We start from the raw sequence: 25162 nt of genomic DNA on the forward strand, positions 1-25162 counted from the left end.
GTCCCCTGAACGCCGCGACACGGGCCAGCCATGCAACCATGGCTGGCCCATTTCGTTTCACCCGTGCAAGGATACGCGACCACGCGATCCGACGGGGGTTTTATGCATTTCATCCACGCGCTGCTGGGCGTCTATCGCGCGGAAATCGGCCTGCTGATCCTCGCCTGCATGTTCGTCGCTTTCGTGCGCGAACGCTATTCGCCGACGGTTATCGCCGTGGTCGGCGCCTGCGCCTATGGCATATTCGGGATGCTGGACGAAAAGGCGATGTTTTCCGTCTTTTCCAACAGCGCGCCGCTGACGGTGGGGGCCATGTTCGTCCTGTCGGGTGCGCTGGTCCGCACCGGCGTCATCGGTCGTGTCGCCGACCTCATCATGACCCGTGCGGAGCGCCATCCGCGCATCGCTCTGGCCGAAGTCGGGCTGGGCGCGCTGCTGCTGTCAGGCTTCCTCAACAATACGCCCGTGGTCGTGCTGCTGATCCCGATCATGTTCAAACTGGCGCAGGCGACCGGCTATCCGGTCAAGAAATTGTTGATCCCGATGAACGTCGTCGCGGTGCTGGGCGGCTGTCTGACCCTGGTCGGCACCTCCACCAATCTGGTCGTCGCTGGCATCGCCGCCGAACAGGGCATGGACCGGTTCGGGATTTTCGACATTACGCTGTATGGCGCGGCGGGCGCGGCGGCGGGCATCGTGGCGCTGCTCTGCCTGTCCTTCCTGCTGCCCAGCGATCCCCCGTCGATCGCGGGGGAGGATGGCGGCACGGCGGTCCAGGATTATCTGACCGAACTGGTCGTGCCGCAGGATAGCGACGATATCGGGCGCGAGATCGGCGCGCTGGGCCTGTTCGGGCGATCGGTGCAATTGCTCGGCCTCAAGCGGAGCGGCGACATCAGGCGGCAGGGGCTGGAGACGGAGGAATTGCGGTCCGGCGATCATCTGATCGTGCGGGCGGATGGCGCGGCGATCATGACGTTGCGCGAATCGGGCCGGTTCGAACTGGGCGTCGCCGCCGATTCGCGGACCAGCGCGCAGGACGGAACCGTGGTCGAGGCGATGGTCGCGCCCAGTCACCCGTCGATCGGCGAGCGGCTGGGCGACATCCCCTTCCTCCATGCGCTGCGCGTGCGGATCATCGGCATCCATCGCGCGCGCCACCTGCCGGGGCCGGACTTGGCCGAAACGCGGGTTCGCGGCGCTGACCGGTTGCTGGTGGCCGGCGGCGACGACGCGATGCGCTCGCTCAAGGACAATCCGCACCTGATCGGCGTCGATATCAGCCGCACCCGCGCCTTCCGCCCGCGCAAGGCGTGGATCGCGATCGCCGCGATGGCGGGCGCGGTGCTGCTGTCCGCCTTCGATGTGGTCGGCATCGGCATGGCCGCGGTGATCGCCGTGGGCCTGATCTTGGTCACCCGCTGCATCGACCCGGAGGAAGCCTGGGGCGCGATCGACGGCGACACGCTGATCCTGATCTTCGCAATGCTGGCCGTGGGGCTGGCGCTGGAGCAGGCGGGCAGCGTCGCGTTGATGGTTGGCTGGATCACGCCGCTGATGCAGGTCGCGCCGGCCTGGACCCTCATCTTCATCGTCTATTTCGCGTCGCTTATCCTGTCCGAACTGCTCAGCAACAATGCGGTGGCGGCGCTGCTGACGCCGATCACCATTGCGCTGGCGCATCAATTGGGCGTGGACGCGCGCCCGCTCGTGATCGCGCTGATGATCGGCGCTTCGGCCTGTTTCGCGACGCCGATCGGCTATCAGACCAACGCGCTGGTCTATGCCGCGGGCGACTATCGCTTCGCCGACTTCGTGCGGATCGGCGTGCCGATCAACATCGTCGTCGGGCTGGCGGTATGCAGCGCATTGGTCCTTCTGGGCTGAACTGGCCCTGTTATTGACCATTCCGTCGCGCCATGACGGTGGAAATGACAAGGACCAGCCCATGACCAGCCTAGCCTTCACCCAGGTCGACGCCTTTGCCGACGCGCCCTTCACCGGCAATCCCGCCGCGGTGATGCCGCTCGACGCCTGGCTTGACGACGCTGTGCTTCAGGCCATTGCGGCGGAGAACAACCTCTCCGAAACCGCCTTCACCGTGCCGACGCCGGATGATCCGGAGGCGGATTACGCACTGCGCTGGTTCACCCCCACGGTGGAAGTGAAGCTGTGCGGCCACGCCACGCTGGCGAGCGGCCATGTGCTGATGGCCGACGCCATGATCCGTTTCCGCACCCGCCATTCCGGCATCCTGACCGTGACGCGCGACGGCGATGGCTATACGCTGTCGCTCCCCGCCTGGGACATGGCGGCCAAGGCGCTGCCGGACCTGGCGGCAGGCCTTGGCGGCAAACCCATCGAAGCGCATTGGCGCGAGGGCGGCTATAGCCTTTTCCTCTTCCCCGATGCCGCCGTAGTGCGCGCGCTGACGCCGGATTTCGCCGCGCTCAAGCGCCATGGCGACGTCATGCTGATCGCGACGGCGCCGGGCGAGGATAGCGATATCGTCAGTCGCGTGTTCGTGCCGGGCGGCGGCGTTGATGAAGACCCCGTCACCGGATCGGCGCATAGCCTGCTCGTCCCTTTCTGGGCGGCGCGGCTGGGGAAGGCGCAGCTCAGCGCCTATCAGGCGTCGGCGCGGGGCGGGCGGCTGGGCTGCGCTCTGGCGAACGATCGCGTCATCCTGACCGGCCGATGCCGCACCGTGATCGAGGGCCGGTTTTTCCTCTAATCTAAATGAAAGCAGGGGCGGGGCTTCGACAGGCTCAGCCCGAACGGATATAGGGCTAGGACCATCTTCCTACCCCGGAAACAGCCCCATCAACTGCGCCAGGGCGCCGCGCACCGCCGCGCGCTGGTCTTTGTCCGGCGACATGCCGATCCGCACCACCGTCAGCCGCTGCGACGGGGAGATCAATATATATTGCCCATTATGGCCGACGCAGCCGAACAGGCTGTCAGGCGCGCTGCCCGGCATCAGCGCGCTTTCGCTACTGTCCCGGTTGAGCCACAGATGCGCGCCATAGGCCGGATTGCGCGGCGATGGCGTGCGCATGAAGTCGACCCATTTTTCCGGTAAAATCTGATGCCCATTGGGCGATCGGCCGTGGTTGCGCAGCAATTCGCCAAAGCGGCCATAGTCGCGCGCGGTCATGTGCAGGATGCTGCCGCCGATCATCGTGCCCGCCGCATCATATTCGGGGGTCAGGCTGGGCAGCTTGCCCGGCGCCTTCAGCCGCCCGTCGATGAACGTCTGCATGGCCCGCCGCCGGATATCGGGATCGGCGCTGCTGGTCAGCATCCGCGTCATCAGGTCCGACAGAATGACGCTGCTGCCGGTCGAATAGGAAAAGACCGCGCCCGGCGCATGGGCGATCGGCTTGGATTCGGCATAGGCGCGCATGTCCTGCGCGCCCTGGGTGAACAGCATCCGCACCGTGTCGCCGCTGGTGATCGGCTCGCCATCCTCGACATGGTCCAGCCCCGACCGCATTTGCAGCAACTGGCGCAGGGTGATCTTGCCGCGGGGATCGCCCGGCTGGCTCCAGGCCGCGACCGGCACCGGCGAATCGAGCGCCAGCCGCCCGTCCGACACCATCAGCCCCACCAGCACCGCGGTCACGCTCTTGGCGATCGACCAGGATAATAATTTGGTGTCGGGGCTAAAACCGGCGGCGTAGCGCTCCGCGATCACCTGGCCGTCGCGCATCACCAGCAGCGCGCGCGTTTCGCCCATCGCCTCATCCTCGAACAACGGGTCGATCGCGGCGCGCAGCGCGTCTGCGCCCACGACGGCGTCGCGGGCCACGGCATAGACGGGCGCGGGGGCGGGGGCCGCGCGGACGACCAGCGTCCCGGCGACCACGACGCCCGCGGCGCCCAGCGCCAGTCCAAGGCGCTTTACGATTCGGCTATCGATCGGCATAAGCCGCCGCCCTTACGCAACGGAATCGAAAAGGGCCATGGTGGTTCGTCGGAAATGGTGGTTATCGGGCGGCTTGCTCGTTCTGGCGCTGCTCGCGCTCGTCGCGTGGCAATGGACGACGCTCAGCGCGCGCGCGCGCCTGGGCGCGGCCTATGGCGCGCGGATCGGCTGTTCCTGCCGCTATGTCGAAGGCCGCGCCATGGGCAGTTGCGAGGACGATAAGGAACCGGGCATGGAACTGGTGCGCCTGACCGATGTGCCCGACAGCCGCGCCGTGGAAGCCAGCGTGCCTTTGCTTGCCAGCCGCACCGCGCGGTTCAAGCCGGGCTGGGGCTGTCTGCTCGATCCGGTGGGGTGAGGGGGAGGTTTTTGAGGGTCTGGAAATCGGCTAGGAGCGGACCTTGTTTCCCCTCCCGCTGGCGGGAGGGGCATGGCCGTAAACCACCCATCTTCGCCGTCCAAACCCCTAGCCCCGCCACCCCTCACCCGCTAAGGCCCTCCCATGCGGCCCGACATTCCCACGCTTCTCCACGACATATTCGGTTTCACCGCCTTTCGCGGGGTGCAAGAAGCGGTAGTGGGCCGCGTCATGACGGGCCAGCCGACGCTCGCCATCATGCCGACCGGCGCGGGCAAGTCGCTCTGCTACCAGCTTCCGTCCGCCGCGCTCGACGGCTGTTGCGTCGTCGTCTCGCCGCTGATCGCGCTGATGCATGACCAGTTGCGCGCCGCCAATGCCGTGGGCCTTCGCGCCGCCAGCCTGACCAGCGTCGACACCGACTGGCGCGAAACGCAGGACCGGCTGCGGGGCGGCGATCTCGACCTGCTCTATGTCGCCCCTGAACGCGCCAGCCAGGAACCGTTCCGCAACCTGCTCCGTGCCGCCAAGGTCGCGCTCTTCGCCATCGACGAAGCCCATTGCGTTTCCGAATGGGGCCATGATTTCCGCCCCGACTATCGTCTGTTGCGCCCGCTGCTCGACGAATTTCCCGATGTCCCGCGCCTCGCCCTCACCGCCACCGCCGATGCGCACACGCGCGAAGACATCCTCGTCCAGCTCGGCATCCCGCGCGACGGCCTCATCATCTCCGGCTTCGATCGGCCCAATATCCGCTACGCCGTCCATCCACGCGACGGCCTGACGCGCCAGCTCGCCGATCTTGTCGCCGCCAATCCCGGTCCCGGCATCGTCTATGCCCAGACCCGCGCCGCGACCGAAAAACTGGCCGAAACGCTGGGGAAGGGCGGCCGCGCCGTCCGCGCCTATCATGCCGGCCTCGATCCGGCGGTGCGCGCACGCAATCAGGCCGCCTTCATCGCCAGCGAGGACATGGTGATGGTCGCCACCGTCGCCTTCGGCATGGGCATCGACAAGCCCGACGTGCGCTTCGTCGCTCATGCCGGCCTGCCCAAGTCGATCGAGGGCTATTATCAGGAATCGGGCCGCGCGGGCCGCGATGGCGAACCGGCGGTCGCGCATCTTTTCTGGGGGGCGGAGGATTTCGCCCGCGCCCGGATGCGCATCGCTGAACTGGAACAAAGCCGCCAGCAGGGCGAGCGCGCGCGCATCGCGGCGCTCGGCGCTTTGGTCGAAACCGCCACCTGTAGGCGCGCGATATTGCTGCGCCATTTCGGTGAAAGCCCGTCCGCCACTTGCGGCAATTGCGACAATTGCCTGACGCCCCCGGCCAGTGTCGACGCGACCGAAATCGCGCGCAAATATCTCTCCGCCGTCTATCGCACCGGGCAGAGCTTTGGCGCGGGCCATATCGAAGCGGTGCTGACCGGCGCGGCGAACGACAAGGTGCGCGAACGGGGCCATGACAAGATTTCGGTGCATGGCATCGTGGCAGGCGACGACACCGCGCTGCTGCGCCCGGTATCGCGCGCGTTGCTGGTCCGCGACGCGCTGGAGACGACCGAGCATGGCGGGCTGATGCTTGGCCCCAACGCCCGGCCGATCCTGCGCGGCGAGGAAGAGGTGCGCATCCTGATGCCGCCCAAGCGCGAACGCGGCAAGCGCAACGCCCGCAATGGGGCGGAGGCCAATCCGGTCGGCGATCCGCTGTTCGACGCGCTGCGCGCCTGCCGCCGCGAACTGGCGCAGGAGGCGGGCGTGCCGCCCTATGTCATCTTCCACGATTCGACCCTGCGCGAAATGGCCGAACAGCGCCCGTCCAGCATCCGCGCGATGAGTCGCATCAGCGGCATCGGCCAGAAGAAGCTCGACGCTTGGGGCGACGCCTTCCTCAGCGCGATCCGACCCTATCTCTGAACCAAATTTCTTGAAAGCGACAAGTTGAGCGCGCATGGCTCACCCAAAGGAGACGCATATCATGTTCCGCAAGCTGACCGACCGCATTCTCGTATCCCCGCAGATCAGCGTCGATCAGGTCGGCGAAGCCAAGGCGCAGGGCGTCACCCTCATCATCAACAACCGCCCCGACGACGAAGAGCCGGGCCAGGTTAACGGCGCTGAGATCGAGGCCGCGGCAAAGGCTGCGGGCATCGCCTATCTCGCCGTGCCGGTCGCCCATGGCGGTTTCGCTCCGTGGCAGCTCGACGGCATGGCGCAGGCGCTGGAACAGGCGGGAGACGGCAAGCTGCTCGCCTATTGCCGCTCCGGCACCCGCAGCACGCTGCTCTGGGCGCTGACCCGCGCCCGCGCCGGCGACAATGGCGACGTGCTGGCGGCGCAGGCCGCGGCGGCGGGCTATGACATCGCTCCCGTCCGCCAGATCATGGACGCCCTGGCGCCGCAATAATCGCGCGCGTCACCACAGTACGCCGTCGACCGGCTCCAGCGGCGGCGGGGCAGGCAGGCCGATCGCCTGATTGAGGTCGGCCTCGATCGTGGTGGTGATGCTGGTGAGCGGCAGGTCGTGCACGTCGTTGCCGAAGGGATCGACCAGATCGTCGCCGATCTGCAACACCGCCAGGAACATGAAGCCCGCCGCCGCCGACCCGATCGGCGTCGCCATCCCCAGCGTCTCCACCAGCCCGACCGGCAACAATATGCAGAAAAGGCGGGTGAAATATTTGGGAAAGGCGCGATATTGCGCGGGCAGCGGGGTGTTCTTGATCCGCTCCATTCCGCCCTGCGCGTTGGACATGTCCACCAGCAGGGCCTCGATCCGGCTCTGCTGGATGGTGTCGATCCAGCCGCGCCGCACCGCATCCATCACCTGGCGGTCGGACCCGTCCAACATGCCATTGGCCGGATTGCGGCGATCCAGTTCGGGCAGCGGATCGTCCCCCAGTACCCGCCGCATGTCGGGCGCGGGATCTTCCCGCCGCAACTGGCGGCGCAGGGCATGGACATAGGCGACATGGCGCTTCACCAGCACCGTCGCCATCGCCCGCCCTTCGGCCGTGTCGGGCAGATTGGCCAGCACCACGCGCGCGAAGCTGCGCGATACGTTGACCATCGCGCCCCACAGGATGCGGCCTTCCCACCAGCGCTGATAGGCGCTGTTGACGCGGAACCCCAGCACCAGCGCCAGCGCCGTGCCGAATATGGTCAGCGGCAGAGCAGGCGCGCGGAAGGGCGAGATATAATAGAAGATGGTGACCGCCAGATCCCAGAAGAACAGCGCGATCAGCGCGCTCCAGGCTTTCTCGAAACTCTGGCGGATGCGGGGGGAGCGTCCAACGATCATGACGTGTCTCTACAGGGCGTCGCCGCGCTCATCGTCCAGTTTTAGCCAGGCATGGCGCAGCGCCAGGCTGCCGACGATGCCCACCACTTTCAGCGTCGCGGAATGGATGGTCGGCGTGGTGTCGACCAGCGCGAAGCCGAGGCAGATCAACCCCAGCAGCATGGCGGCATAGATGGGCAGCGCTTCGATATCGTTCCAGGCCATTGGCGGATCGGCCTTCGGGTAGCGCGGGCTCAGCATCGACATGGGCGGATACTCCGTGATGAATTGCGGGAAACGCCTGTAAAATGATGCGCTGCAAAAGCTGCGGTCAACCGTCTGCGTCAGGCGCAAGCCAATGTTGCACGGCCTGAAATCCAGCAAGAAAGCCTTACAAAAATGCGGGTTTCCAGAGACGGAGCAATGAAAGCATACGGTTCTGCAATAGGCGATCTATTGCGTTGCAGCATCGCTTCCCTAGCTTGATGCGATGCCCGATCGTTTTGCCGAAATCGAATCCTTCGTGAAGATCGCCGAATCCGGCACGCTGTCCGAAGCGGCGCGTCGCCTGGGCCTCTCGCTCGCGGCGACCAGTCGCCGCCTGTCGCAACTGGAGGCGCGGCTGGGGGTGATGCTGATCCGCCGCAACAGCCGCCACCTGTCGCTGACGGAGGAAGGCTCGCTGCTCTACGACCGGGCGGGGCGGGCGCTAAATGCGATCGACGATGTGGAAACCGACGTCATGCGCCGCGCGACGGAGGCGACCGGGCTGCTGCGGGTGGTGACGACGATCGGCGCGGCGCGGATGCGTCTCGCACCGCTGTTCCGCCATTATGCGGCCTTGCACCCCGATGTCGCGATCCATCTGGAAACCGCCGCGCAGGCGACCAACATCGTGGAAACCGGCCATGACATCGCCATCTGTTTCGATCCGCCGCCCGATTCCGCCCTTACCATGAAGCGGCTGACCGACAATCCGCGGCTGCTGTGCGCCGCGCCCGCCTATCTCAAACGGCGCGGGCACCCTGGCGCCATCGGCGACCTGTCGGTCCATGACAATATCGTGGTGGGCGAGGCGCAGCAGGAGCTATGGCGCTCCGTCGTCGGCAGCGGCCATGGGCCACGGGTGACCCTCAGCACCAATGATGGCGACATGGCGCGCGCCTGGGCGCTGGACGGCGCAGGCATCGTCATCAAGTCGCTCTGGGAAGTGGCGGATGATCTGGATGCGGGCCGGTTGCAGCAATTGCTGCCGGATGTCGCGCTGCCCGCCGCCTCGATCGTCGCGCTCTATGTGCCGGGCCAGGGCGAGATGGCCAAGGTCCGCTCCTGCCTCGACTTTCTGTCCCGCCACCTCAAGAAAGGCTGGCCCGTTTCGGCCGCCGACAGGGCTACACCCGCCTGAACGGGAAGGGCGCCACGGTGCGCTCATAGCTGTGCAGGTCGAGCGCGCGCGTGACCGGCGGCAGCGCGCGGTCGGGGCAGGCGCGGCGTTCGCACAAAGGACAGGTCGGGCCGATCCCGGTCGCTTCGCCCCGGTCCACGTCGATTCCGTCGGCATGGGCGATCCGGCCCGCATGTTTGGCCTCGCACCCCAGCGCGATGACCGACCGGCCGCGCGCCGCCCCCGGCGACAGTCCGATCGCCAGCGTCAGGAAGCGCTTGCCGTCCAGCGTCTCGATCAACTGCGGTGCGACCCGATCCGCCTCCTGTACGCCATGCGCGTCCCAGCGCGGGCAAGTGCCGCCGTAGCGGGCGAAGGGCCAGGCCTCGCCATCGAACCGCTTGGACACGATCCCGGCCCGGTCGACCTTCGCCATGAAGAAGGGGATGCCCCGCGCGCCGGTGCGATTGAGGCTGGTCAGGCGATGCGCCAGTTGCTCGGTCGACACCCCGAACCTGTCGCGCAACAGGGGCAGGTCGTGCCGGCTCTGCTCGGCCGCCTGCCGGAAACGGTCATAGGGCATGATGAGCGCCGCGGCGGCATAGTTGGTGAGCGCCATGCTGGCCAGGCGGCGGCTGTCCTCATCCGGCGGCACGGCGCGGGCGATCTGGGCGGCGATCGCGTCCGCCAGTTCCTGCGCGCACAGATGATAGGCGATGGCGAACAGGCGGCCTGACATGGGCAGTCGCTCGTTCAGCATCACCCGCCGCCGGTGCATGTCATAATGGCGCAATGTCCCGTCCAACACATCGCCACGCACTACCAGGCACGCCATGCCGTGCCGATCCTTTAACCGCGCACGCAATTCCGCCTGCAGTAAATTGGGATCGTCAGGCAGGGCTACGGCGATCGCCTCCGCTCCCGCATCGATCTCGGCGAAATGATTGCCCGCCCGCGCGATCATCTCGCGCAGCCAGTCGACCGGCGCGACCAGCGGTGTGGACGCTCTGTCGCCGCGGGCCAGCGCCTCGCCCGGCATCCGCCGCAGGTCACTCAGCGCGCGATAGAAGCGGGCGATCGCCTCGCTGACGCCGGGATAATTTTCCGCGACCTCCAGCACCTCGTCACGGGCGATGCCAATGTCGCGCACCAGCGCGTCGGACAGGATTTCATTCAGTTCGCCGGGGCCGCCCTCCTGCGCCTGGGTCGTGAAATCGCGAATATCGATGTCATAGGTATTGGCCAGACGCAGCAGCATCTGCGCGGTCAGCGGGCGCTGGTTGCGTTCCAGATGGTTGAGGTAACTGGGGGATACGCCCAGTTCCTCCGCCATTTGCGTCTGGTTCAGCCCCAATTCGCGGCGGAGCACGCGCAGCTTGGGGCCAAGATAGAGTTTGCGGTCGGTCATCTCTGCCATTTGGTCATGATGTCATAAAATGACAATATGACCAAATCAGTTTATGACTTGCGGCCACTCATCGGCCTTATAAAATGCGATTCAACTGTCTAACTCGGTGTTCATCAGCCCAACGGGCGCAGCGCGAAGGACCAGGATATGACCACCGACACGATCGAACAGACCCGCGAGCCGACCCGTTCGCGCGCCGTTTTCAGCCAGGAGGATTTCGGCCTCATCCGCACCGCCATCGCCCATTATCTGCGCGAGGTTCAGGATCAGCCGGAATCGGTCAAATATGCCAATCTATACCATCGCCTCGGCCGGGTCGCGTAACCAGCCGCACCGGCGAAACGACAAAGGGCGCGGGATCATTCCCGCGCCCTTTTGCCTGTCTACTGAACACGCCTCGTCAAAAAAACCGGGTGAGCCAGTAGAATAGCGCCCCGATCGCCGCGCTGGCGGGCAGGGTGACGACCCAAGCGACGATGATGCTCGACGCCACGTTCCACCGCACCGCCGACAACCGCCGCGACGCGCCCACGCCAACGATCGCGCCGGTGATGGTGTGGGTGGTCGACACCGGGATGCCCAGATGGGTTGCCATGAACAAAGTGATCGCGCCGCCGGTTTCCGCGCAGAAACCCTGGGCCGGGGTCAGGCGCGTGATCTTCGATCCCATGGTGTGGACGATCTTCCACCCGCCCAACAAAGTGCCCAGGCCCATCGCCGCCTGGCAGCTCAGCACCACCCACAGCGGGACATGGAAACCGCCGGTCAGCATCCCCTGCGAATAGAGCAGGACGGCGATGATCCCCATCGTCTTCTGCGCGTCATTGCCGCCATGTCCCAGCGAATAGAGCGAGGCGGAGACGAGTTGCAGCTTGCGGAACACGCTATCCGCGCCCTGCGGCGTGAACCTGCGGAAGATCCAGCTTATGAGCAGGACCAGCATCAGCGCCAGGAACAGCCCGACTGCGGGCGAGATCACGATCGCCGCGCTGGTCTTGAACACCCCGCTCCACACCACCGCGCCCAGCCCCGCCTTGGCGGTGCCCGCGCCCAGCAGCCCGCCGATCAGCGCATGGCTGGACGAGGACGGGATGCCCAGCCCCCAGGTGATGAGGTTCCAGGCGATCGCCCCCATCAACGCGCCGAAAATGACCTGCGGGTCGATGATGCTGGCGGCCACGATCCCCTTGCCCACCGTTTCGGCCACATGCAGCCCGAAGAAGAGGAAGGCGATGAAGTTGAAGAAGGCGGCCCAGGCGACCGCATATTGCGGCTTCAATACGCGGGTCGATACGATGGTCGCGATCGAGTTAGCGGCGTCGTGCAGGCCGTTCAGGAAATCGAACAGCAGGGCGACACCGATCAGCGCGATCAGCAGGGGGAGGGCGATGGGGTCCATGAAACTGTTGCGTGATCAGGCGTGGTCTATGACCAGGCCGGAAATCTCGTTGGCGACATCCTCGAACCGGTCGGTCACTTTTTCCAGATGGCTGTAAATCTCGTTGCCGACGATGAAGTCCATAGTGTTGCCCGCCTGGGCTTGTTGAAACAGCGCCTTCAGCCCGGCTTCGTGCAATATGTCGGCATGACCCTCCAGCTTCACCAGCCGCTCGGTCAAATCGTGCAACCGCGTGGAATTCAGGTTGAGCGAGCGCAGCAGCGGCATCGCCTCCGCGGTGATGCGCGCGCATTCCACGATCAGCGCGCTCATATCCTGCATCTGCGGCGCGAAGGTCTTGACCTCATACAGCGCGATCGCCTTTGCGGTCTGGTTCATCTGGTCGATCGCGTCGTCCATCACGCCGATCAGGCCGGTGATGGCGCTGCGGTCGAACGGGGTGACGAAGATGCGGCGGACATCCTGCAGCACGTCGCGGATGATGTCGTCCGCCTCATGCTCGCGGTCGGAAATTTCCTTGATATGCGCCGCCATGTCGGGGCCGCCCTTCAACAGCTTGGCCAGCGCGTCGGCGCCAAACACCAGGGTGGCGGCATGATCCTCGAATTGTTCGAAGAACCGCCCCTGCTTGGGCATCAGCGCGTGAAACCAGCGGAGCATTCCAGTCCTTTCATTCTGTCTGTCGCGGATCGCCAGCAGCAGCCGCAGGAACCAGCCCGGATCGGCGGGCGGTTCGCGGAAGGCCGCGATGATCGATTGCAGGTCGGGTTCGTCGACCGCTTTTGCGGCTTCGGCGACGGGGAACCAGCGCAGCTCCCTTTGGCCCTGTTCGGGCCATTGCGTCAGGTGGCCGGTGACCGCAAGCGGAAAAACCTCGACCGTGGCCTCGCGCGACCCGCCCTTGCGCTTGCGCTTGTCATAGCTGTAGCGGCCCAGCGGCGCGGGGCAGGCGATGCCGTGGATGCCGGCTTCTTCATAGGCTTCCAGTTCGGCGGCGCGGTGCCCGGCCAGCCCCTTGATGCGATTGCCCTTGGGGATCACCCAGCGTCGCGTCTCGCGCGATGTGATCAGCAGGATTTGCATCGATCCGTCGGCGGCGGTGCTATAGGGCAAGGCGGCGATCTGGCGCATCAGCCGACCCTCCTTGGGGTCATGCCCTGCTCAATACTTTTGCCCACCGCGCGTTCCATGCGCGCCTTGTAACGATATTGTCACATTTCGCAATCGGCCCCGGCGCGACATGCGCAGGGGCCGATGCAATTGGGCCGATTGGTGGGTCAGATAGACAGGCGCGCGGTCACGCGGATGTCACGGCCGGGCAGCGGCGCATAATCTTTGAGGAAACTCGCCGCGCGGCGCGCTTCGACATCGAAGATATTGTTCGCCGACAGCATCAGCGTGGTGCGGTCATTGCCCTTCAGCGGCTTCCAAGACACCGACGCATTGACCAGCGTGAAACCGTCCGTGTCGGTTTCGCGAACAGCGGTGCGGTTCTGGGCGAAACTATGCTCCACCTCGCCGTGCAGGCTCAGCCGGTCGCCCTGCGCTTCCAGCCCGGCCAGCAGGCGCAGCGGGGGAATACGTGGCGCTGGGCCATTGCCCTTGATCGTGGCGCGGACATAGTCGGCCACGCCGTCCAGATTGATCGCATAGCCGCCGACCTGCGCCAGTTTAACTGTGGTTTCCGCCTCGAAGCCCAGATAGCGGGCGTCCGCCTGATTATATTGATAGCAGGGGAATTCCAGTGCCGCGCCGCCATTCACCGCCATGCAGGCGCTGTCGTCGACCAGCGCGTCGTAGATATAGCCGCTGAACCAGTTGTGATAGGCGGACAGGGCTATGGTGTAGCCCTCGCCCTGGCCGCGCAGCGTGCCTTCGACGCCCCAGCTTTTTTCCTTGCCGAAATTGGGATTGCCCACTTCGAACGCCTGCGTGCCGGCATGATTACCGCGCGCGAACAGCTCTTCGGCCGACGGCGCGCGCTCGGTACGCGACAGGTTCAGGCCCAGCCGCCAGCCCGGCGCGAGTTCATGGCTCGCGCCGATCGACCCGGACACGGTGTCGAAGCTGCGGTCATAGGAGGGGTTGAACAAAGTCTCATCCGCGTCCGCGCTGACGTCGGTATGTTCAAAGCGCCCGCCGACCTCGACCCGCGTCGATCCCAGGTCGATCGATTGCAGCGTGAAAATGCCCAACTGGTCCGTCTGGTTGCGCGGCAGGAATTTCTCTTCGCCCATGACATAGAATTTGCGGGTGAAAAATTGCGCGCCGACTGCGCCGTCCCATCCGCCGCGCTTGGCCTGGACCAGTTCCAGCCGCGATTCCATCGACTGATTGTAGAAGGTCGTGCCGACCTCGCCCGTATCCTCGATCTCCTGATGCTGGTAATCGGCGAAACCCGCGCGGAACCGGATCGATTCCAGCAGGCTGCCATTTACCGGCAATTCCGCGCGCATATCGACACGGTCCTGCTTCATGTGCAGGCGTACCTGCTCCGCCTCGCCGCCCGCTTCCGTCGCATACCGCACCGGCACGCCATAGAAATTGTCGGTATGCGCGACCGAAAAGCCCAGATTGCCGCCATCGGTGATCAGCGCCGCGCCGCCCGCGACCTCCCATGTCTCGGCCGCGCTGTTGGGTAGCTTGCCGCGCAGGGTCGACAGCCCTTCGATCTCCGGATCGCCGCTCGCCGCGGCCTGCGCGCGCAGCGCCGGGGTCAGGATATAGCTGCCCGTGTCGAGATTGCCGGTCTTTGTATAGCTGCCGTCGAAATGGACGACGAACTTGTCGCTTAGAGGGACTTCGATTTCGCCCGATCCGGTGCGCTCGTTCGACGCGCTGCCATAGGTGCCGATCGCGTCGATATGGACCGGCTCGTCGGGCACGCGCCGCGGGATGCGGCTGTCGATCACATTGACCACGCCGCCGATCGCCGACGATCCGTAGAGCAGCGCCGCGGGGCCGCGCAGCACTTCGATCCGGTCGGCGGTCAGCGGGTTGATCGCCACGGCATGGTCGACCGAGGTGTTGGACACGTCGAAACTGCCGATGCCGTCGGTCAGGATGCGCACCCGCTCCCCCTGAAAGCCGCGCAGCACCGGGCGCGACGCATTGGGGCCGAAGGAGGTGGCCGACACGCCCGGCTGGCGCGCCAGCGTCTCGCCGATGGTGGAGCGCAGTTCGCGCGTCAGCTTCTGCCCGGTGATGACCGACGTGCCCGACAAAATGTCGCCCTGCTTGCGCGGAATGATCGCGGTGACAACGATATTGGCCTGCGCGTCATGATAGGCCCCTTGGTCGCTGGCGTCGCCTGCGTCCGGGGTCGGCGTGGTCTGGGCAAGAGCGGGCATGGCAAGGCACAGCGCGGTAACGGCGCAGCCTGCGCGCAGCATCGGAAAGCGGGACATGAGGATCAACCCTTTGGTTCTGGTCTATGTGATCCTGTATCTAGGATGATACATCATATCAAGATCGTCTCGCCGCATTTTTGCTGCGACGCGACATTATTACGCTTGATTAGAGGAAGAGAAATTCCGCCAACGCCTCGACCGCGGGCTTTTCCGCCGCGCGCGGCGCTATAGCCTGGCGAATCTCGACCGCGGGCAGGGGAATGTCCAGCGCCAGCCGCTTGATCCCGCTCATCCGGCCCAGGTCGCGGGCCAATGTCCCGAACGCTGCGAAACAGCCCGCGCCATCGCGCAATGCGGCGATGATCTCGAACATATTGTCGCTTTCCAGCAGCGGCATCACGTTGCGCACCCGGCCCTTGGCCAACGCCGCATCGATGATGTCGCGCATCCCGCTGCGCGTTTCCAGCGACAGCATCGGCGTCATGGACAGGTCGGCGCGGCTCACGCTGTCGGCCCGTGCCAGGGGATGGCCGCTATCGGCATAGAGGTTGAGCGGCTCCGACCAGCCATAGCGGGACTTGAGGTCGGCCGGCTCCTCCAGCGCGTAGAAATAGGCGATGTCCGCCCGCCGATCGGCCAGCGCCACCGCTGCGTCCTGCGCGGTGTGGACGTGCAGGTCCAGCGTGATCGCGATATCCTCGTTCGCCGCCTCGAACGCGGCCAGCGCATCCTGAAAATGGCCGAAGACGGGCGGCGGCGCGGCCAAGGTGATGACCTGGCGGGGCGGACCATCCGGCACAGCCGGTGACGGGATAAAGGGCGCGGCCGGTTGGAGCAGCGATGGCGGGATGGGTGCGGGGGCCGCCGCCGGCTTTTCCACTGGCGCGGGCCGATCTTCGCTCAGCAGCGTCATCGCTTGCGCCGTTTTGCGCCCCGCCGGCGTCAGCCGCGCTTCGCCATTCAGATCCTCGAACAGGCGATAGCCCAGCCGCATCTCCAGCGACGCCAGGTCGCGCAGCACCTGCTCCACCCCGACGCCCAGCGCATCGGCGCAGCGCGCGACGCCGCCCGCCGCCACCATCTGCGCGAATATGTCCAATTGGCGCAGGGAAGGGCTGTCCATCGCCTGGTGATAGAGGAAATATCGCAGGGGGTTAAGGGCGATCTTCGCAACGTCATGCAATGGACTGTTGACGAGCGCCACCTGATGATGGCAGGGCGACCGCCTGCCGGGCGGGTATAGCTCAATGGTAGAGCACTAGCCTTCCAAGCTTGTGATGCGGGTTCGATCCCCGCTACCCGCTCCACGCTGTTTCAGCGGCCCGGCGACGGCGGTCCCGAACTGCCCCTTTCGACCAGCGTGAACAGGAATTCCGGTGCATCGACCGGGCCGTTGGCGAGCGCGTCGATGACGGACCGGCCCATCTCCTCCAGCGGTTGGCGCACGGTGGTCAGCGGCGGCCAGGATGTCAGGCTGGCGCTGGTGTCGTCGAACCCGGTCACCGACAGATCCTCCGGCACGCGCAGCCCGATACGATGCGCCAGCGTCAGCACGCCCAGCGCCATCTCGTCATTGGTGGCGAATATGGCGCTGGGCGGCTGGGGCAGCGCCAGCAACGCCTCACCCGCCTCGATGCCGGACGCGAAATCGAACTGGCCCTGCACGAACAGCGCATCGTCGACCGGGATGTCCGCCCCCCCCAACCCGTCGCAAAACCCCTCGACCCGGCGCAGCGCCGCGCGGTGGGTCGGGGGCGGAGTGATGACGCCGATGCGGCGATGGCCGAGCGCGATCAGATGATCGGCGACCATGCGCCCTGCGGCGCGTTCCGGCGTATGGATGGTGAAGCTCGCCGCGACCACCGACCCGGCGATGCGCGCATAGGGCAGCTTCATGTCCGCCAGCCGGGCCAGCAGCCCTTCATCGTCCGACAGCGGCGGCACCAGCAGCACGCCGTCCGGGCGCAGCGCCGCCACCAGCCGGTCGAGCACCTCGAACCGTTCCTCGCCACCCGGCGAGATCGGCTCCACCACCAGATGATAGCCCAGTTCGCGGCATCGCCAGGCCGCGCCGATCTGGATGCGGCTGACATAGCCGGGCGCGGGGTTGTTGTAGAGGAAGGCGATCATGAAGGACTTGCCCCCCGCCAGCCGACGCGCCGACTGGTTGGGGCGATAGCCCAATTGCCTGATCGCGGCGTCTACCCGCGCCTGCAATTCTGGACTGACATTGGGCGCCTTGTTGACGACGCGCGACACCGTTTTGATCGATACCTGGGCGAGAGCGGCGACGTCGTGGATGCTGGTCATGGATCTTCGCAATGTTGGAGCGGAACGACTGGAACGGGAAGCGTCGACCATGGCGACAGCGGATGGCGATTGGCAAGTCGGCCGTCGCAAGTTTATGATCGGGTCGCGGCACAAGAGCGACGGGAAGACCGATCATGACCAACATCGTCAATCTGCGGCAGGCGCGCAAGGTGAAGGCGCGCACGGACAAGGCGCAAGCCGCGCAGGAGAACCGCGCACGCTTCGGCCGGACCAAGGAACAGCGCCTGGCGGATACGCAGGAAGAGCAGCGCCGCGCCGCCCTGCTGGATGGCGCAAGACGCGAGTCCGAAGAAGGCTAGGGCGTCGCACCATATCTATAGTTATTATTGGTGCGATGTGCGGATTATTCTGTAAATGAGCCGTTCATATTGAGATGAACGCCTATTCATCTCGTTCATCCTGACTGCGAACTGTCACAATTCGTCGCGATTCTGATCCACTGGCTGCGTTGAATCGCGCGGTCGGCCGTTGGTCCTCTGCTATGACTGGAAATATTCGCACAAACCGCCCCGCCAGGGCCGCGATTGCCGCTGTTCTGGCTTTGACTGCAACTCCGCTGCTGGCCCAGACCGCCGCGCCGCCGGTCGCCCCGACCGTTGCGCCCGCCACGCCTGCCCCGGTTACGGCCGCGCCTGCGCCCATGGCCGCCCCGGCGCCCATGGCCGCCCCGATGACCGCGCCGGCCGCCACGCCGACCCCCGAATTCACGCCCGGCCAGCCGGTGGTGCAGGCTACCCCGCCGCTGGAGGAGCGCATCGCCGCCGCGACCGCCGCTGCGGAAGCGGAACAGGCTGCGGTCCAGGCCGCCAAGCCGCGTTCGACGCCCGCTCAACCCATCGCCCGGACCACCGCACGCACGGCTGATCCCGTCGCCCAACGCCCTGCGCCGCGTCCCGCCACTGTGACGCCGATCGCAGCCGCACCCGCGGAAACGGCGGCGCCGGCACAATCGACCCCGGCCGTTACGCCGATGCAGGAGGCCGCGCCCGCTCCGGTCGCCCAATCGCCCGCACGCACCGATCAGGCGATGCTCTGGGCACTGGGCGGCGGCGCGCTGCTGCTGCTGGGCCTGGGTGGCGCTGCGCTGATGCGCCGTCGTCGTCCTGACGAGAATGCCGTCGATGCCCGCGTCGAGCCGGTCACCTACGCGCCTGCGCCGATTGCCGTCACACCGGCCCCTGCCATGGCGGCGAGCGCCCCGATCGCACCCCGCCCGGCGTCGGCTGCGGCGCGCACGCAGGATGCGACGCTCGAAGCCATGGTCGCTGCCGCGCCCAGTGCGGACAATCCGTTCCTCACCCGGACGAAGCGCCTGCGCCGCGCCCAGCATCTGATTGCTCAGCGCGAAGCCGCCGCGATCGCTGCGCCCGCGCCGCAGACGATCCATGCGGAACAGGTGCCCGCTGCGGCGCTCGACCGAAGCCAGACCGTCTATCGCTTTGGCAACGATCGTAAGCCATCGGGCTTCCTGAAGCCGCGCACCAGCTAACGGCGCGCAACAGCTCATCCCATGGGACGGAAGGCCAACCGGCTTTCCGTCCCTTTTTCATGGGCCGCATCGGTTGCGCTTTGGGCCCCCGCCTGTTACCGGCGCGCCGGTCATTCCCGCGCCATTTTACAGAAGGCTCGCCCGCACATGTCCGACAAGATCAACCGTATCGTCCTTGCCTTTTCCGGTGGTCTCGACACCAGCGTGATCCTGAAATGGCTGCAACAGACCTATCAGTGCGAAGTGGTGACCTTCACCGCCGATCTGGGGCAGGGCGAGGAGCTGGAACCCGCCCGCGCCAAGGCCCGCCTGATGGGTGTCAAGGAAGAGCATATCTTCATCGACGACCTGCGCGAGGAGTTCGTGAAGGACTATGTCTTCCCGATGATGCGCTCCAACGCGCTCTATGAAGGCCTCTACCTGCTCGGCACCTCGATCGCCCGTCCGCTGATCGCCAAGCGCCAGATCGAGATCGCCAAGCAGCTGGGCGCCGACGCCGTGTCGCATGGCGCGACCGGCAAGGGCAATGACCAGGTCCGCTTCGAACTGGGCTATTATGGCCTCGCCCCCGACATCAAGGTGATCGCCCCCTGGCGCGAATGGGATCTGACCAGCCGCACCAAGCTGATCGAATTCGCCGAAAAGCATCAGATCCCGATTCCGCGCGACAAGCGTGGCGAAAGCCCCTTCTCGACCGACGCAAACATGCTGCACACTTCGTCGGAAGGTAAGGTTCTGGAAGATCCGTGGGAAGAAACCCCGGACTATGTCTATTCGCGCACGGTGAACCCGGAAGATGCGCCCGACGCGCCCGAATATATCACCATCGATTTCGAGCGTGGCGATGGCGTGGCGATCAATGGCGTCGGCATGTCGCCCGCGACCCTGCTCGAAACGCTGAACGAATATGGCCGCAAGCATGGCATCGGTCGCCTCGATCTGGTCGAGAACCGCTTTGTCGGCATGAAGTCGCGCGGCATGTATGAAACGCCGGGTGGCACCATCTATCACCTCGCCCATCGCGGCATCGAGCAACTGACGCTCGACCGGGGCGCCGCGCATCTGAAGGATGAGCTGGCCCCCAAATATGCCGAGCTGATCTATAACGGCTTCTGGTTCTCGCCGGAGCGCGAAATGCTCCAGGCCGCGATCGATTACAGCCAGGAAAAGGTGGCCGGCACCGTCCGCCTGAAGCTGTACAAGGGCAGTGTGTCCGTCGTCGGCCGCAAGTCGCCTTACTCGCTCTACAGCGAAAAGGTCGTGACCTTCGAAGACGATGCGGGCGCCTACGACCAGTGCGACGCGGCGGGCTTCATCAAACTCAATGCGCTTCGCTTGCGCCTGCTGGGACGCCGCGATTGTTAATCAAGGGAAGTCAGAGGGTTAGCAATCCGCACCCGCGCGCTCATCGCGGGATGATTGAGGGCGGGGTCATCGGATAACGGGATACAAATTGCGACATTTGCCCCCGTTGCATGACATATCTGCGGGACAACTTCCTTTCATAAGCGTTTTCAAGGACGGCGATCAGCCGTTCGTGAGACACACGAAAAGGAAGACAGACATGCTTCGCAAATTCTTCACCACCGTCGCGGTCGGTTCGTTGTTCGTCGGCGGCCTCGCGGCGACCCACCTCGCTTATGCCCAGCCGGGCGCTCAAGGCGGCCACCGTGGCGGCATGATGGCCATGGCCGACACCAACAAGGACGGCAAGATCAGCAAGGCGGAATTGACCGCCGGCCTGGAAGCCCGCTTCGCCAAGATGGACGTCGATAAGGACGGCCAAATCACCCAGAAGGATCGCGACGCGATGCGTCAGCAGCGGCAGGACGCCCGCTTCGCCGCGCTCGACGCCGACAAGAACGGCCAAATCAGCAAGGCGGAATTCACCGCCGCGCATGAAGCCCGTGCCGACAAACGTCAGGAACGCCGCGCCGAGGCCGGCAAGCCGGGTGGGCGTGACGGACGGGGCTGGGGCGGCCGCGGTGGCCATCGTCGTGGCGGTATGATGGGCCATGGCGGTCCGGGCGGCGGCTTCGGCGACGCGAACAAGGACGGCGCGATGACCAAGGCCGAATTCATGGCCCGCCCGATCGCCATGTTCGACAAGGCGGACGCGAACAAGGACGGTTTCGTCACCGCCGACGAAATGAAGGCGGCGCGCCAAATGATGCGGGCGGAATGGAAGGACCGCAAGGGTCCGCCGGCTGCGCCCCAAAACTGATCATACGCTGATCGACCCATCGGGTGGCGCAGGACGCGGGGTTCCTCCCCTGACTCCGCTCAGGCGCCACCGTCCTGGAAGGGCGAAGGCTTGCCCCCCTTTGCCTTCGCCCTTCCAACCTTTCTCCAGCCATGACACACAGGCAGCATGAGCGACCGACCCCATCTCCTGCTCGTCGATGACGAGCGTTCGATCCGCGAACCGCTGGCTCAATATCTGGGCCGCAACGGCTTTCGCGTCACCGCCGTCGAAAGCGCGTCCGAAGCGCGGCTGCGCTTGAACGCCAATGCGATCGACATGGTGATCCTCGACATCATGATGCCGGGCGAGGACGGCCTGTCGCTGTGTCGCCATATCCGTGAGACGAGCGAAATTCCTGTCATTCTGCTGACAGCCCGGACCGAGGAAACGGACCGCATCGTCGGGCTGGAAATGGGCGCGGATGATTATGTGCTCAAACCCTTTTCACCGCGCGAACTGGTCGCCCGGATCAAGGTGATCTTTCGCCGCGTCGCAACCGGCGGCCAGCGCGTCACCGCGCCCGACGGGGCCAATTACAGCTTCGCCGGCTGGCTGCTCAAAACGCAGGAACGCACGCTGGTCGATAGCGAAGGCGTATCGCTGCCGCTCTCGACCGCCGAATATAATCTGATGCTCGCTTTCGCCACGCGCCCCAATTCTGTGCTGAGCCGCGACCAGTTGCTCGACATCACTCAGGGCCGCGAAGCCAATGCCTTCGACCGGGCGATCGACAACCAGATCAGCCGCCTGCGCAAGAAGATCGAACCGGACCCCAAAAACCCCACGCTCATCAAGACCGTGTGGGGCGGCGGCTACACCCTGTCCGCTGAAGTCCGCAAACTGTGAAGCGGCCCGCATGAAAAAGCTTCGCCTGTGGCCGCAAAGCCTGGTCGGCCAGATCATCGCGCTCGTCGCGATCGCATTGTTCGTGGCGCAGGCGATCAATTTCGGCCTGCTGCTGCGCGAACGGCAGCGGCTCGAACTGACCGGCCAGACCGCGCCCGCCGTCTATCGCGTCATCGATGCGCTCGACAATCGGGCCGACCGCCGCGTGGAGCGGGAACGGGAAGGGGATCGGCAACGCGGCCGTATGCGCGCGCGCTTCGTCACCGGCGCGCCCGAACTGACCGGGCAAGCACGCCCGGATGTCGAACGGCGTGCGACGGCGATGTTCGAAGATGTCGGCCTGCGCATCCTGAGCGTCCGCGCCGTGCAGTCGAGCGAAGTCATGCCGGTCCGGCGCTGGGAACGTATCCGTATGCGCGCCAATGGAGATGGGCCGCACGATCACAGCATCGGCCTGCTGACCCTGGCGGCGGAATATGAACCGGGCAAATGGGTGGTGGCGCAGGCGCGCTCCGGTGCCGACCGGCCAAAGCGTTTTGGCGGCTGGCTGGTTGGTCAGACGCTTATCCTCTATGTCATCGTCCTGCTGCCGCTGCTCTGGGTCGGCAGCCGCCTCGCCCGGCCCCTGAAGCAACTCACCGGCTCCGCTCAGCAATTCGCCCGCACCGGCGCGGCCGACGCGGTGGACGAACGCGGGCCGGGCGATGTCCGCGACCTTACCATGGCGTTCAACGCCATGCGCGCGCGGATCATCGCTATGCTAGACGAAAAGGACCGAATGCTGGGCGCGATCGGCCATGACCTGCGCACACCGCTCGCCTCGCTGCGCGTCCGCACCGAATCGGTCGAGGACGACGCAGAGCGCGCGCGCATGTCCGAAACGATCGAAGAAATGAACCGGATGCTGGAGGATATACTCTCCCTCGCCCGCGCGGGCCGCAGCACCCAGGCCGCGCAGAAGGTCGATCTCGCCGCGCTGGCCGATGCGGTAGTGGAGGATTTCATCGAACTGGGATCGCCGGTCGATTTGGCCGACTGCGATCGCGCCGTCGCCTTCGTCCACCCCCAGCAGATTCGTCGCGCGCTGCGCAACCTCATCGAAAACGCTATCGTCTATGGCGACCGCGCCCATGTGTCGGTGCTGCATGAAAACGGCGCCATCCGCATCGCAGTCGCCGACGAAGGGCCGGGCATCGGAGAGGACCGGATGGAAGAGATGCTGGAACCCTTCACCCGGCTGGAAGGCTCCCGCAACCGCGAAACAGGCGGGTCTGGCTTGGGCCTGGCGCTGGTCCGCGCGATCATGGCCGAACATCAGGGCGAATTGCGTCTGGCGAACCGGCCGGAAGGTGGACTGGAAGCGAGTTTGGTGTTGCCGGGTTAAAGGTCGCCTAACGACCATGATCGGACATGTTCCCCTCCCGCTGGCGGGAGGGGAATGGTTGCTACCCACCCAAAGCCGGCCATTCTCACTATCGTTGCTCTGCCGGCAGCCAACGGCGCCTGCCCCCTCAGGCCGCTTTCCCCTTCAATGCCTTCTGCCGCCGCCTTTGCACCGATGAGCCGATGCCCAGCGCCTCGCGATATTTGGCGACAGTGCGTCGCGCTATGTCCATGCCCTTGGCGCGGAGCAGGTCGACCAGCGTGTCGTCGGACAGGATCGCCTGTGGGTCTTCGGCGCCGATCAGCGCCTTGATGTGGCTCTTGACCGCTTCGGCCGAGACGGAGCCGCCATCGCCGCCCGATGACGACACGCCGCTGGTGAAGAAATATTTGAGTTCATACAGCCCGCGCGGGCAGGCGAGATATTTGTTGGAGGTCACGCGGCTGACGGTGCTTTCGTGCATCCCGATCGTGTCGGCCACCGCGCGCAGGGTCAACGGCTTGAGATGCGCGACGCCCTGCTGGAAAAAGGCCTCCTGGCTGCGCACGATCTCGCTCGCGACCTTGATGATCGTCTTTTGCCGCTGGTCCAGCGCCTTGACCAGCCAGTTGGCGCTGGCGAGGCAGTCGGCCAGCCAGGCCTTGGCGCTCTTGTCCTGCGGCCCGGCGGCCAATTCGACATAATAGCTGCGGTTGATGAGCAGGCGGGGCAGGGTGGCGCTGTTGATCTCGATCGCCCAGCCGCCCCTGGTCGGTCGCACGAACAGATCGGGGGTGACCGGGGCGGCGCGGTCATTGGCGAAGCGCAGGCCGGGTTTGGGATCGTAACCGCGCAGTTCGGCGATCATGTCGGCCATATCCTCTTCGTCCACGCCGCAGATGCGGCGCAACTGGGGCAATGCCCCCTTCGCCAGCAGGTCGAGATTGGCGAGCAGCCGCGCCATGCAGGGATCGTGGCGGTCGGCTTCCTTCGCCTGGAGCGCGAGACATTCGGCCAACGAGCGCGCGCCGACGCCGGTGGGATCGAATGTTTGAATGACGCCCAGCACCCGTTCGACATCGAAGAGGGGCACGCCAAGACCATGGGCTGTTGCAAGCAGATTCGCCTCCAGATAGCCCGCCTCGCTGATCTGGCCGATCAACTGGGTGGCGATGAACAGGTCCATGTTCGTGCACGCGGCGCGGGCCTGCCCCATCAGATGTTCCTGCAAGCCGATGTCGGGCGCGGCGAAACTGTCGAAGTCGGGCGCATCCTCGGCATAGCTGCCCGACAGCGCGTCCATGCCGCCGCCGCCCGCGCCATGGGCGTCGGCCATCCGGTCGCCGGGGCCGTCGTCGATGAAGCTGTCCGCGCCATGATCGACGTCGAGCGGGCTGTCCGCGCCGCCCAGCCCCTGCGCGATCAAATCGTCGCTCGCGCCGGTTTCGGCGGACAGGGTGGGGGCGTCGATCGTCCGGTCGATGCCGTCGGGCGCGGGCGGAGCGTCGTCGCCGCTCGATTGTTCGAGCAGCGGGTTTTTTTCCAGCTCGCCCGCGACGAACGCTTCGATTTCCAGATTGGACAGCGCCAGCAGCTTGATCGCCTGCTGAAGCTGGGGCGTCATGACGAGCGATTGGCTCTGACGAATGTCGAGGCGTGGCCCGATCGCCATTATCGCGCTCTTTCGCCATAACGCGCGAAAGAGCGCGTTATGGAGCCGCGCCGGCCTTCAAACGAGGCGCATGACTCGTTTGAACCCCCACCCGGCCGCCCATAGGCTA

General features: G+C 65.7%; 23 protein-coding genes and 1 tRNA gene. 14 read left to right on the forward strand and 10 right to left on the reverse strand.

The features are described 5' to 3' along the window. The first annotated feature begins 102 nt into the window (after positions 1 to 102). Positions 103 to 1887 carry an SLC13 family permease gene (locus EWH12_RS06265; protein ID WP_066606136.1) on the forward strand — a complete coding sequence of 595 codons (1785 nt, stop codon included), beginning with the start codon at positions 103 to 105 and terminating at the stop codon, positions 1885 to 1887. Between the two features lie 61 nt (positions 1888 to 1948). Next, on the forward strand, positions 1949 to 2734 hold the full coding sequence (locus EWH12_RS06270) for a PhzF family phenazine biosynthesis protein (RefSeq protein ID WP_066607408.1): 786 nt from the start codon (positions 1949 to 1951) through the stop codon (positions 2732 to 2734). 69 nt (positions 2735 to 2803) lie between these two features. Here the strand turns inward: EWH12_RS06270 and EWH12_RS06275 are convergent, their stop codons facing one another. Further along, entirely contained in the window at positions 2804 to 3928 is a 1125-nt protein-coding gene (locus tag EWH12_RS06275; RefSeq protein WP_129926035.1) for a serine hydrolase domain-containing protein, read from the reverse strand. 37 nt (positions 3929 to 3965) lie between these two features. On the opposite strand from EWH12_RS06275, the gene EWH12_RS06280 reads away from it, so the two are divergent. From EWH12_RS06280 to EWH12_RS06290, 3 genes are all read left to right on the forward strand, one after another. Continuing rightward, complete coding sequence (locus tag EWH12_RS06280) at positions 3966 to 4286, forward strand: hypothetical protein (protein WP_066606133.1); 321 nt, start codon at positions 3966 to 3968, stop codon at positions 4284 to 4286. A 144-nt stretch (positions 4287 to 4430) separates the two neighbouring features. Further along, positions 4431 to 6203 carry a DNA helicase RecQ gene (gene recQ, locus EWH12_RS06285; RefSeq protein ID WP_129926036.1) on the forward strand — a complete coding sequence of 591 codons (1773 nt, stop codon included), beginning with the start codon at positions 4431 to 4433 and terminating at the stop codon, positions 6201 to 6203. A gap of 61 nt (positions 6204 to 6264) precedes the next feature. After that, positions 6265 to 6693 (forward strand): protein tyrosine phosphatase family protein, encoded by a 429-nt coding sequence (locus EWH12_RS06290; RefSeq protein ID WP_129926037.1) that lies wholly within the window; start codon positions 6265 to 6267, stop codon positions 6691 to 6693. A gap of 9 nt (positions 6694 to 6702) precedes the next feature. On the opposite strand, the gene EWH12_RS06295 is transcribed toward EWH12_RS06290, so the two are convergent. Both EWH12_RS06295 and EWH12_RS06300 read right to left on the reverse strand, forming a co-directional pair. Beyond that, a complete protein-coding gene (locus EWH12_RS06295; protein WP_129926038.1) occupies positions 6703 to 7587 on the reverse strand; it encodes a bestrophin family protein in 885 nt (294 codons plus the stop codon). A 9-nt stretch (positions 7588 to 7596) separates the two neighbouring features. Next, on the reverse strand, positions 7597 to 7833 hold the full coding sequence (locus EWH12_RS06300) for a hypothetical protein (protein ID WP_129926039.1): 237 nt from the start codon (positions 7831 to 7833) through the stop codon (positions 7597 to 7599). Between the two features lie 223 nt (positions 7834 to 8056). Between EWH12_RS06300 and EWH12_RS06305 the strand changes: the two genes are divergently transcribed. Further along, entirely contained in the window at positions 8057 to 8971 is a 915-nt protein-coding gene (locus EWH12_RS06305) for a LysR family transcriptional regulator (protein ID WP_129926040.1), read from the forward strand. Here EWH12_RS06305 and EWH12_RS06310 read toward each other — a convergent pair. Further along, positions 8958 to 10367 carry a helix-turn-helix domain-containing protein gene (locus EWH12_RS06310; RefSeq protein WP_129926041.1) on the reverse strand — a complete coding sequence of 470 codons (1410 nt, stop codon included), beginning with the start codon at positions 10365 to 10367 and terminating at the stop codon, positions 8958 to 8960. The genes EWH12_RS06305 and EWH12_RS06310 overlap by 14 nt on opposite strands. 138 nt (positions 10368 to 10505) lie before the next feature. On the opposite strand from EWH12_RS06310, the gene EWH12_RS22175 reads away from it, so the two are divergent. Beyond that, complete coding sequence (locus tag EWH12_RS22175) at positions 10506 to 10682, forward strand: hypothetical protein (RefSeq protein WP_165363573.1); 177 nt, start codon at positions 10506 to 10508, stop codon at positions 10680 to 10682. A gap of 76 nt (positions 10683 to 10758) precedes the next feature. On the opposite strand, the gene EWH12_RS06315 is transcribed toward EWH12_RS22175, so the two are convergent. From EWH12_RS06315 to EWH12_RS06330, 4 genes are all read right to left on the reverse strand, one after another. Beyond that, complete coding sequence (locus EWH12_RS06315; RefSeq protein WP_129926042.1) at positions 10759 to 11757, reverse strand: inorganic phosphate transporter; 999 nt, start codon at positions 11755 to 11757, stop codon at positions 10759 to 10761. A gap of 15 nt (positions 11758 to 11772) precedes the next feature. Then, entirely contained in the window at positions 11773 to 12888 is a 1116-nt protein-coding gene (locus EWH12_RS06320) for a DUF47 family protein (protein ID WP_066606105.1), read from the reverse strand. 146 nt (positions 12889 to 13034) lie between these two features. Then, a complete protein-coding gene (locus EWH12_RS06325) occupies positions 13035 to 15164 on the reverse strand; it encodes a TonB-dependent receptor (RefSeq protein ID WP_129926043.1) in 2130 nt (709 codons plus the stop codon). 109 nt (positions 15165 to 15273) lie between these two features. Beyond that, the gene (locus EWH12_RS06330) at positions 15274 to 16230 is read right to left on the reverse strand and encodes a LysR family transcriptional regulator (RefSeq protein WP_066607402.1); all 957 of its coding nucleotides are present in this window, start codon (positions 16228 to 16230) and stop codon (positions 15274 to 15276) included. A 110-nt stretch (positions 16231 to 16340) separates the two neighbouring features. Between EWH12_RS06330 and EWH12_RS06335 the strand changes: the two genes are divergently transcribed. Continuing rightward, positions 16341 to 16414: transfer RNA gene (locus EWH12_RS06335), tRNA-Gly, on the forward strand. 7 nt (positions 16415 to 16421) lie between these two features. Here EWH12_RS06335 and EWH12_RS06340 read toward each other — a convergent pair. Then, entirely contained in the window at positions 16422 to 17417 is a 996-nt protein-coding gene (locus EWH12_RS06340) for a LacI family DNA-binding transcriptional regulator (RefSeq protein WP_066605948.1), read from the reverse strand. 134 nt (positions 17418 to 17551) lie between these two features. Here EWH12_RS06340 and EWH12_RS06345 point away from each other — a divergent pair, with 134 nt between their 5' ends. The 6 genes from EWH12_RS06345 (at position 17552) to EWH12_RS06370 (ending at position 23402) form a co-directional block, all read left to right on the forward strand. Further along, entirely contained in the window at positions 17552 to 17737 is a 186-nt protein-coding gene (locus EWH12_RS06345) for a DUF4169 family protein (RefSeq protein WP_129926044.1), read from the forward strand. A 242-nt stretch (positions 17738 to 17979) separates the two neighbouring features. After that, positions 17980 to 18927 carry a hypothetical protein gene (locus EWH12_RS06350; RefSeq protein ID WP_242495965.1) on the forward strand — a complete coding sequence of 316 codons (948 nt, stop codon included), beginning with the start codon at positions 17980 to 17982 and terminating at the stop codon, positions 18925 to 18927. A 147-nt stretch (positions 18928 to 19074) separates the two neighbouring features. Beyond that, a complete protein-coding gene (locus tag EWH12_RS06355) occupies positions 19075 to 20292 on the forward strand; it encodes an argininosuccinate synthase (protein WP_129926045.1) in 1218 nt (405 codons plus the stop codon). Positions 20293 to 20491: 199 nt separating this feature from the next. Next, the gene (locus tag EWH12_RS06360; protein ID WP_129926046.1) at positions 20492 to 21151 is read left to right on the forward strand and encodes a CREC-EF hand family protein; all 660 of its coding nucleotides are present in this window, start codon (positions 20492 to 20494) and stop codon (positions 21149 to 21151) included. A gap of 147 nt (positions 21152 to 21298) precedes the next feature. After that, positions 21299 to 22018 (forward strand): response regulator, encoded by a 720-nt coding sequence (locus tag EWH12_RS06365; protein WP_066605937.1) that lies wholly within the window; start codon positions 21299 to 21301, stop codon positions 22016 to 22018. Positions 22019 to 22028: 10 nt separating this feature from the next. Further along, positions 22029 to 23402 carry an ATP-binding protein gene (locus EWH12_RS06370; protein ID WP_129926047.1) on the forward strand — a complete coding sequence of 458 codons (1374 nt, stop codon included), beginning with the start codon at positions 22029 to 22031 and terminating at the stop codon, positions 23400 to 23402. Positions 23403 to 23529: 127 nt separating this feature from the next. Here the strand turns inward: EWH12_RS06370 and rpoN are convergent, their stop codons facing one another. Further along, positions 23530 to 25053, reverse strand: coding sequence for an RNA polymerase factor sigma-54 (gene rpoN / locus EWH12_RS06375; RefSeq protein WP_129926048.1), 1524 nt, complete (start codon positions 25051 to 25053; stop codon positions 23530 to 23532). Positions 25054 to 25162: the final 109 nt, after the last annotated feature.

Origin of the sequence: Sphingobium cupriresistens, from assembly GCF_004152865.1 — a bacterium.
Classification (GTDB): Bacteria; Pseudomonadota; Alphaproteobacteria; order Sphingomonadales; family Sphingomonadaceae; genus Sphingobium; species Sphingobium cupriresistens.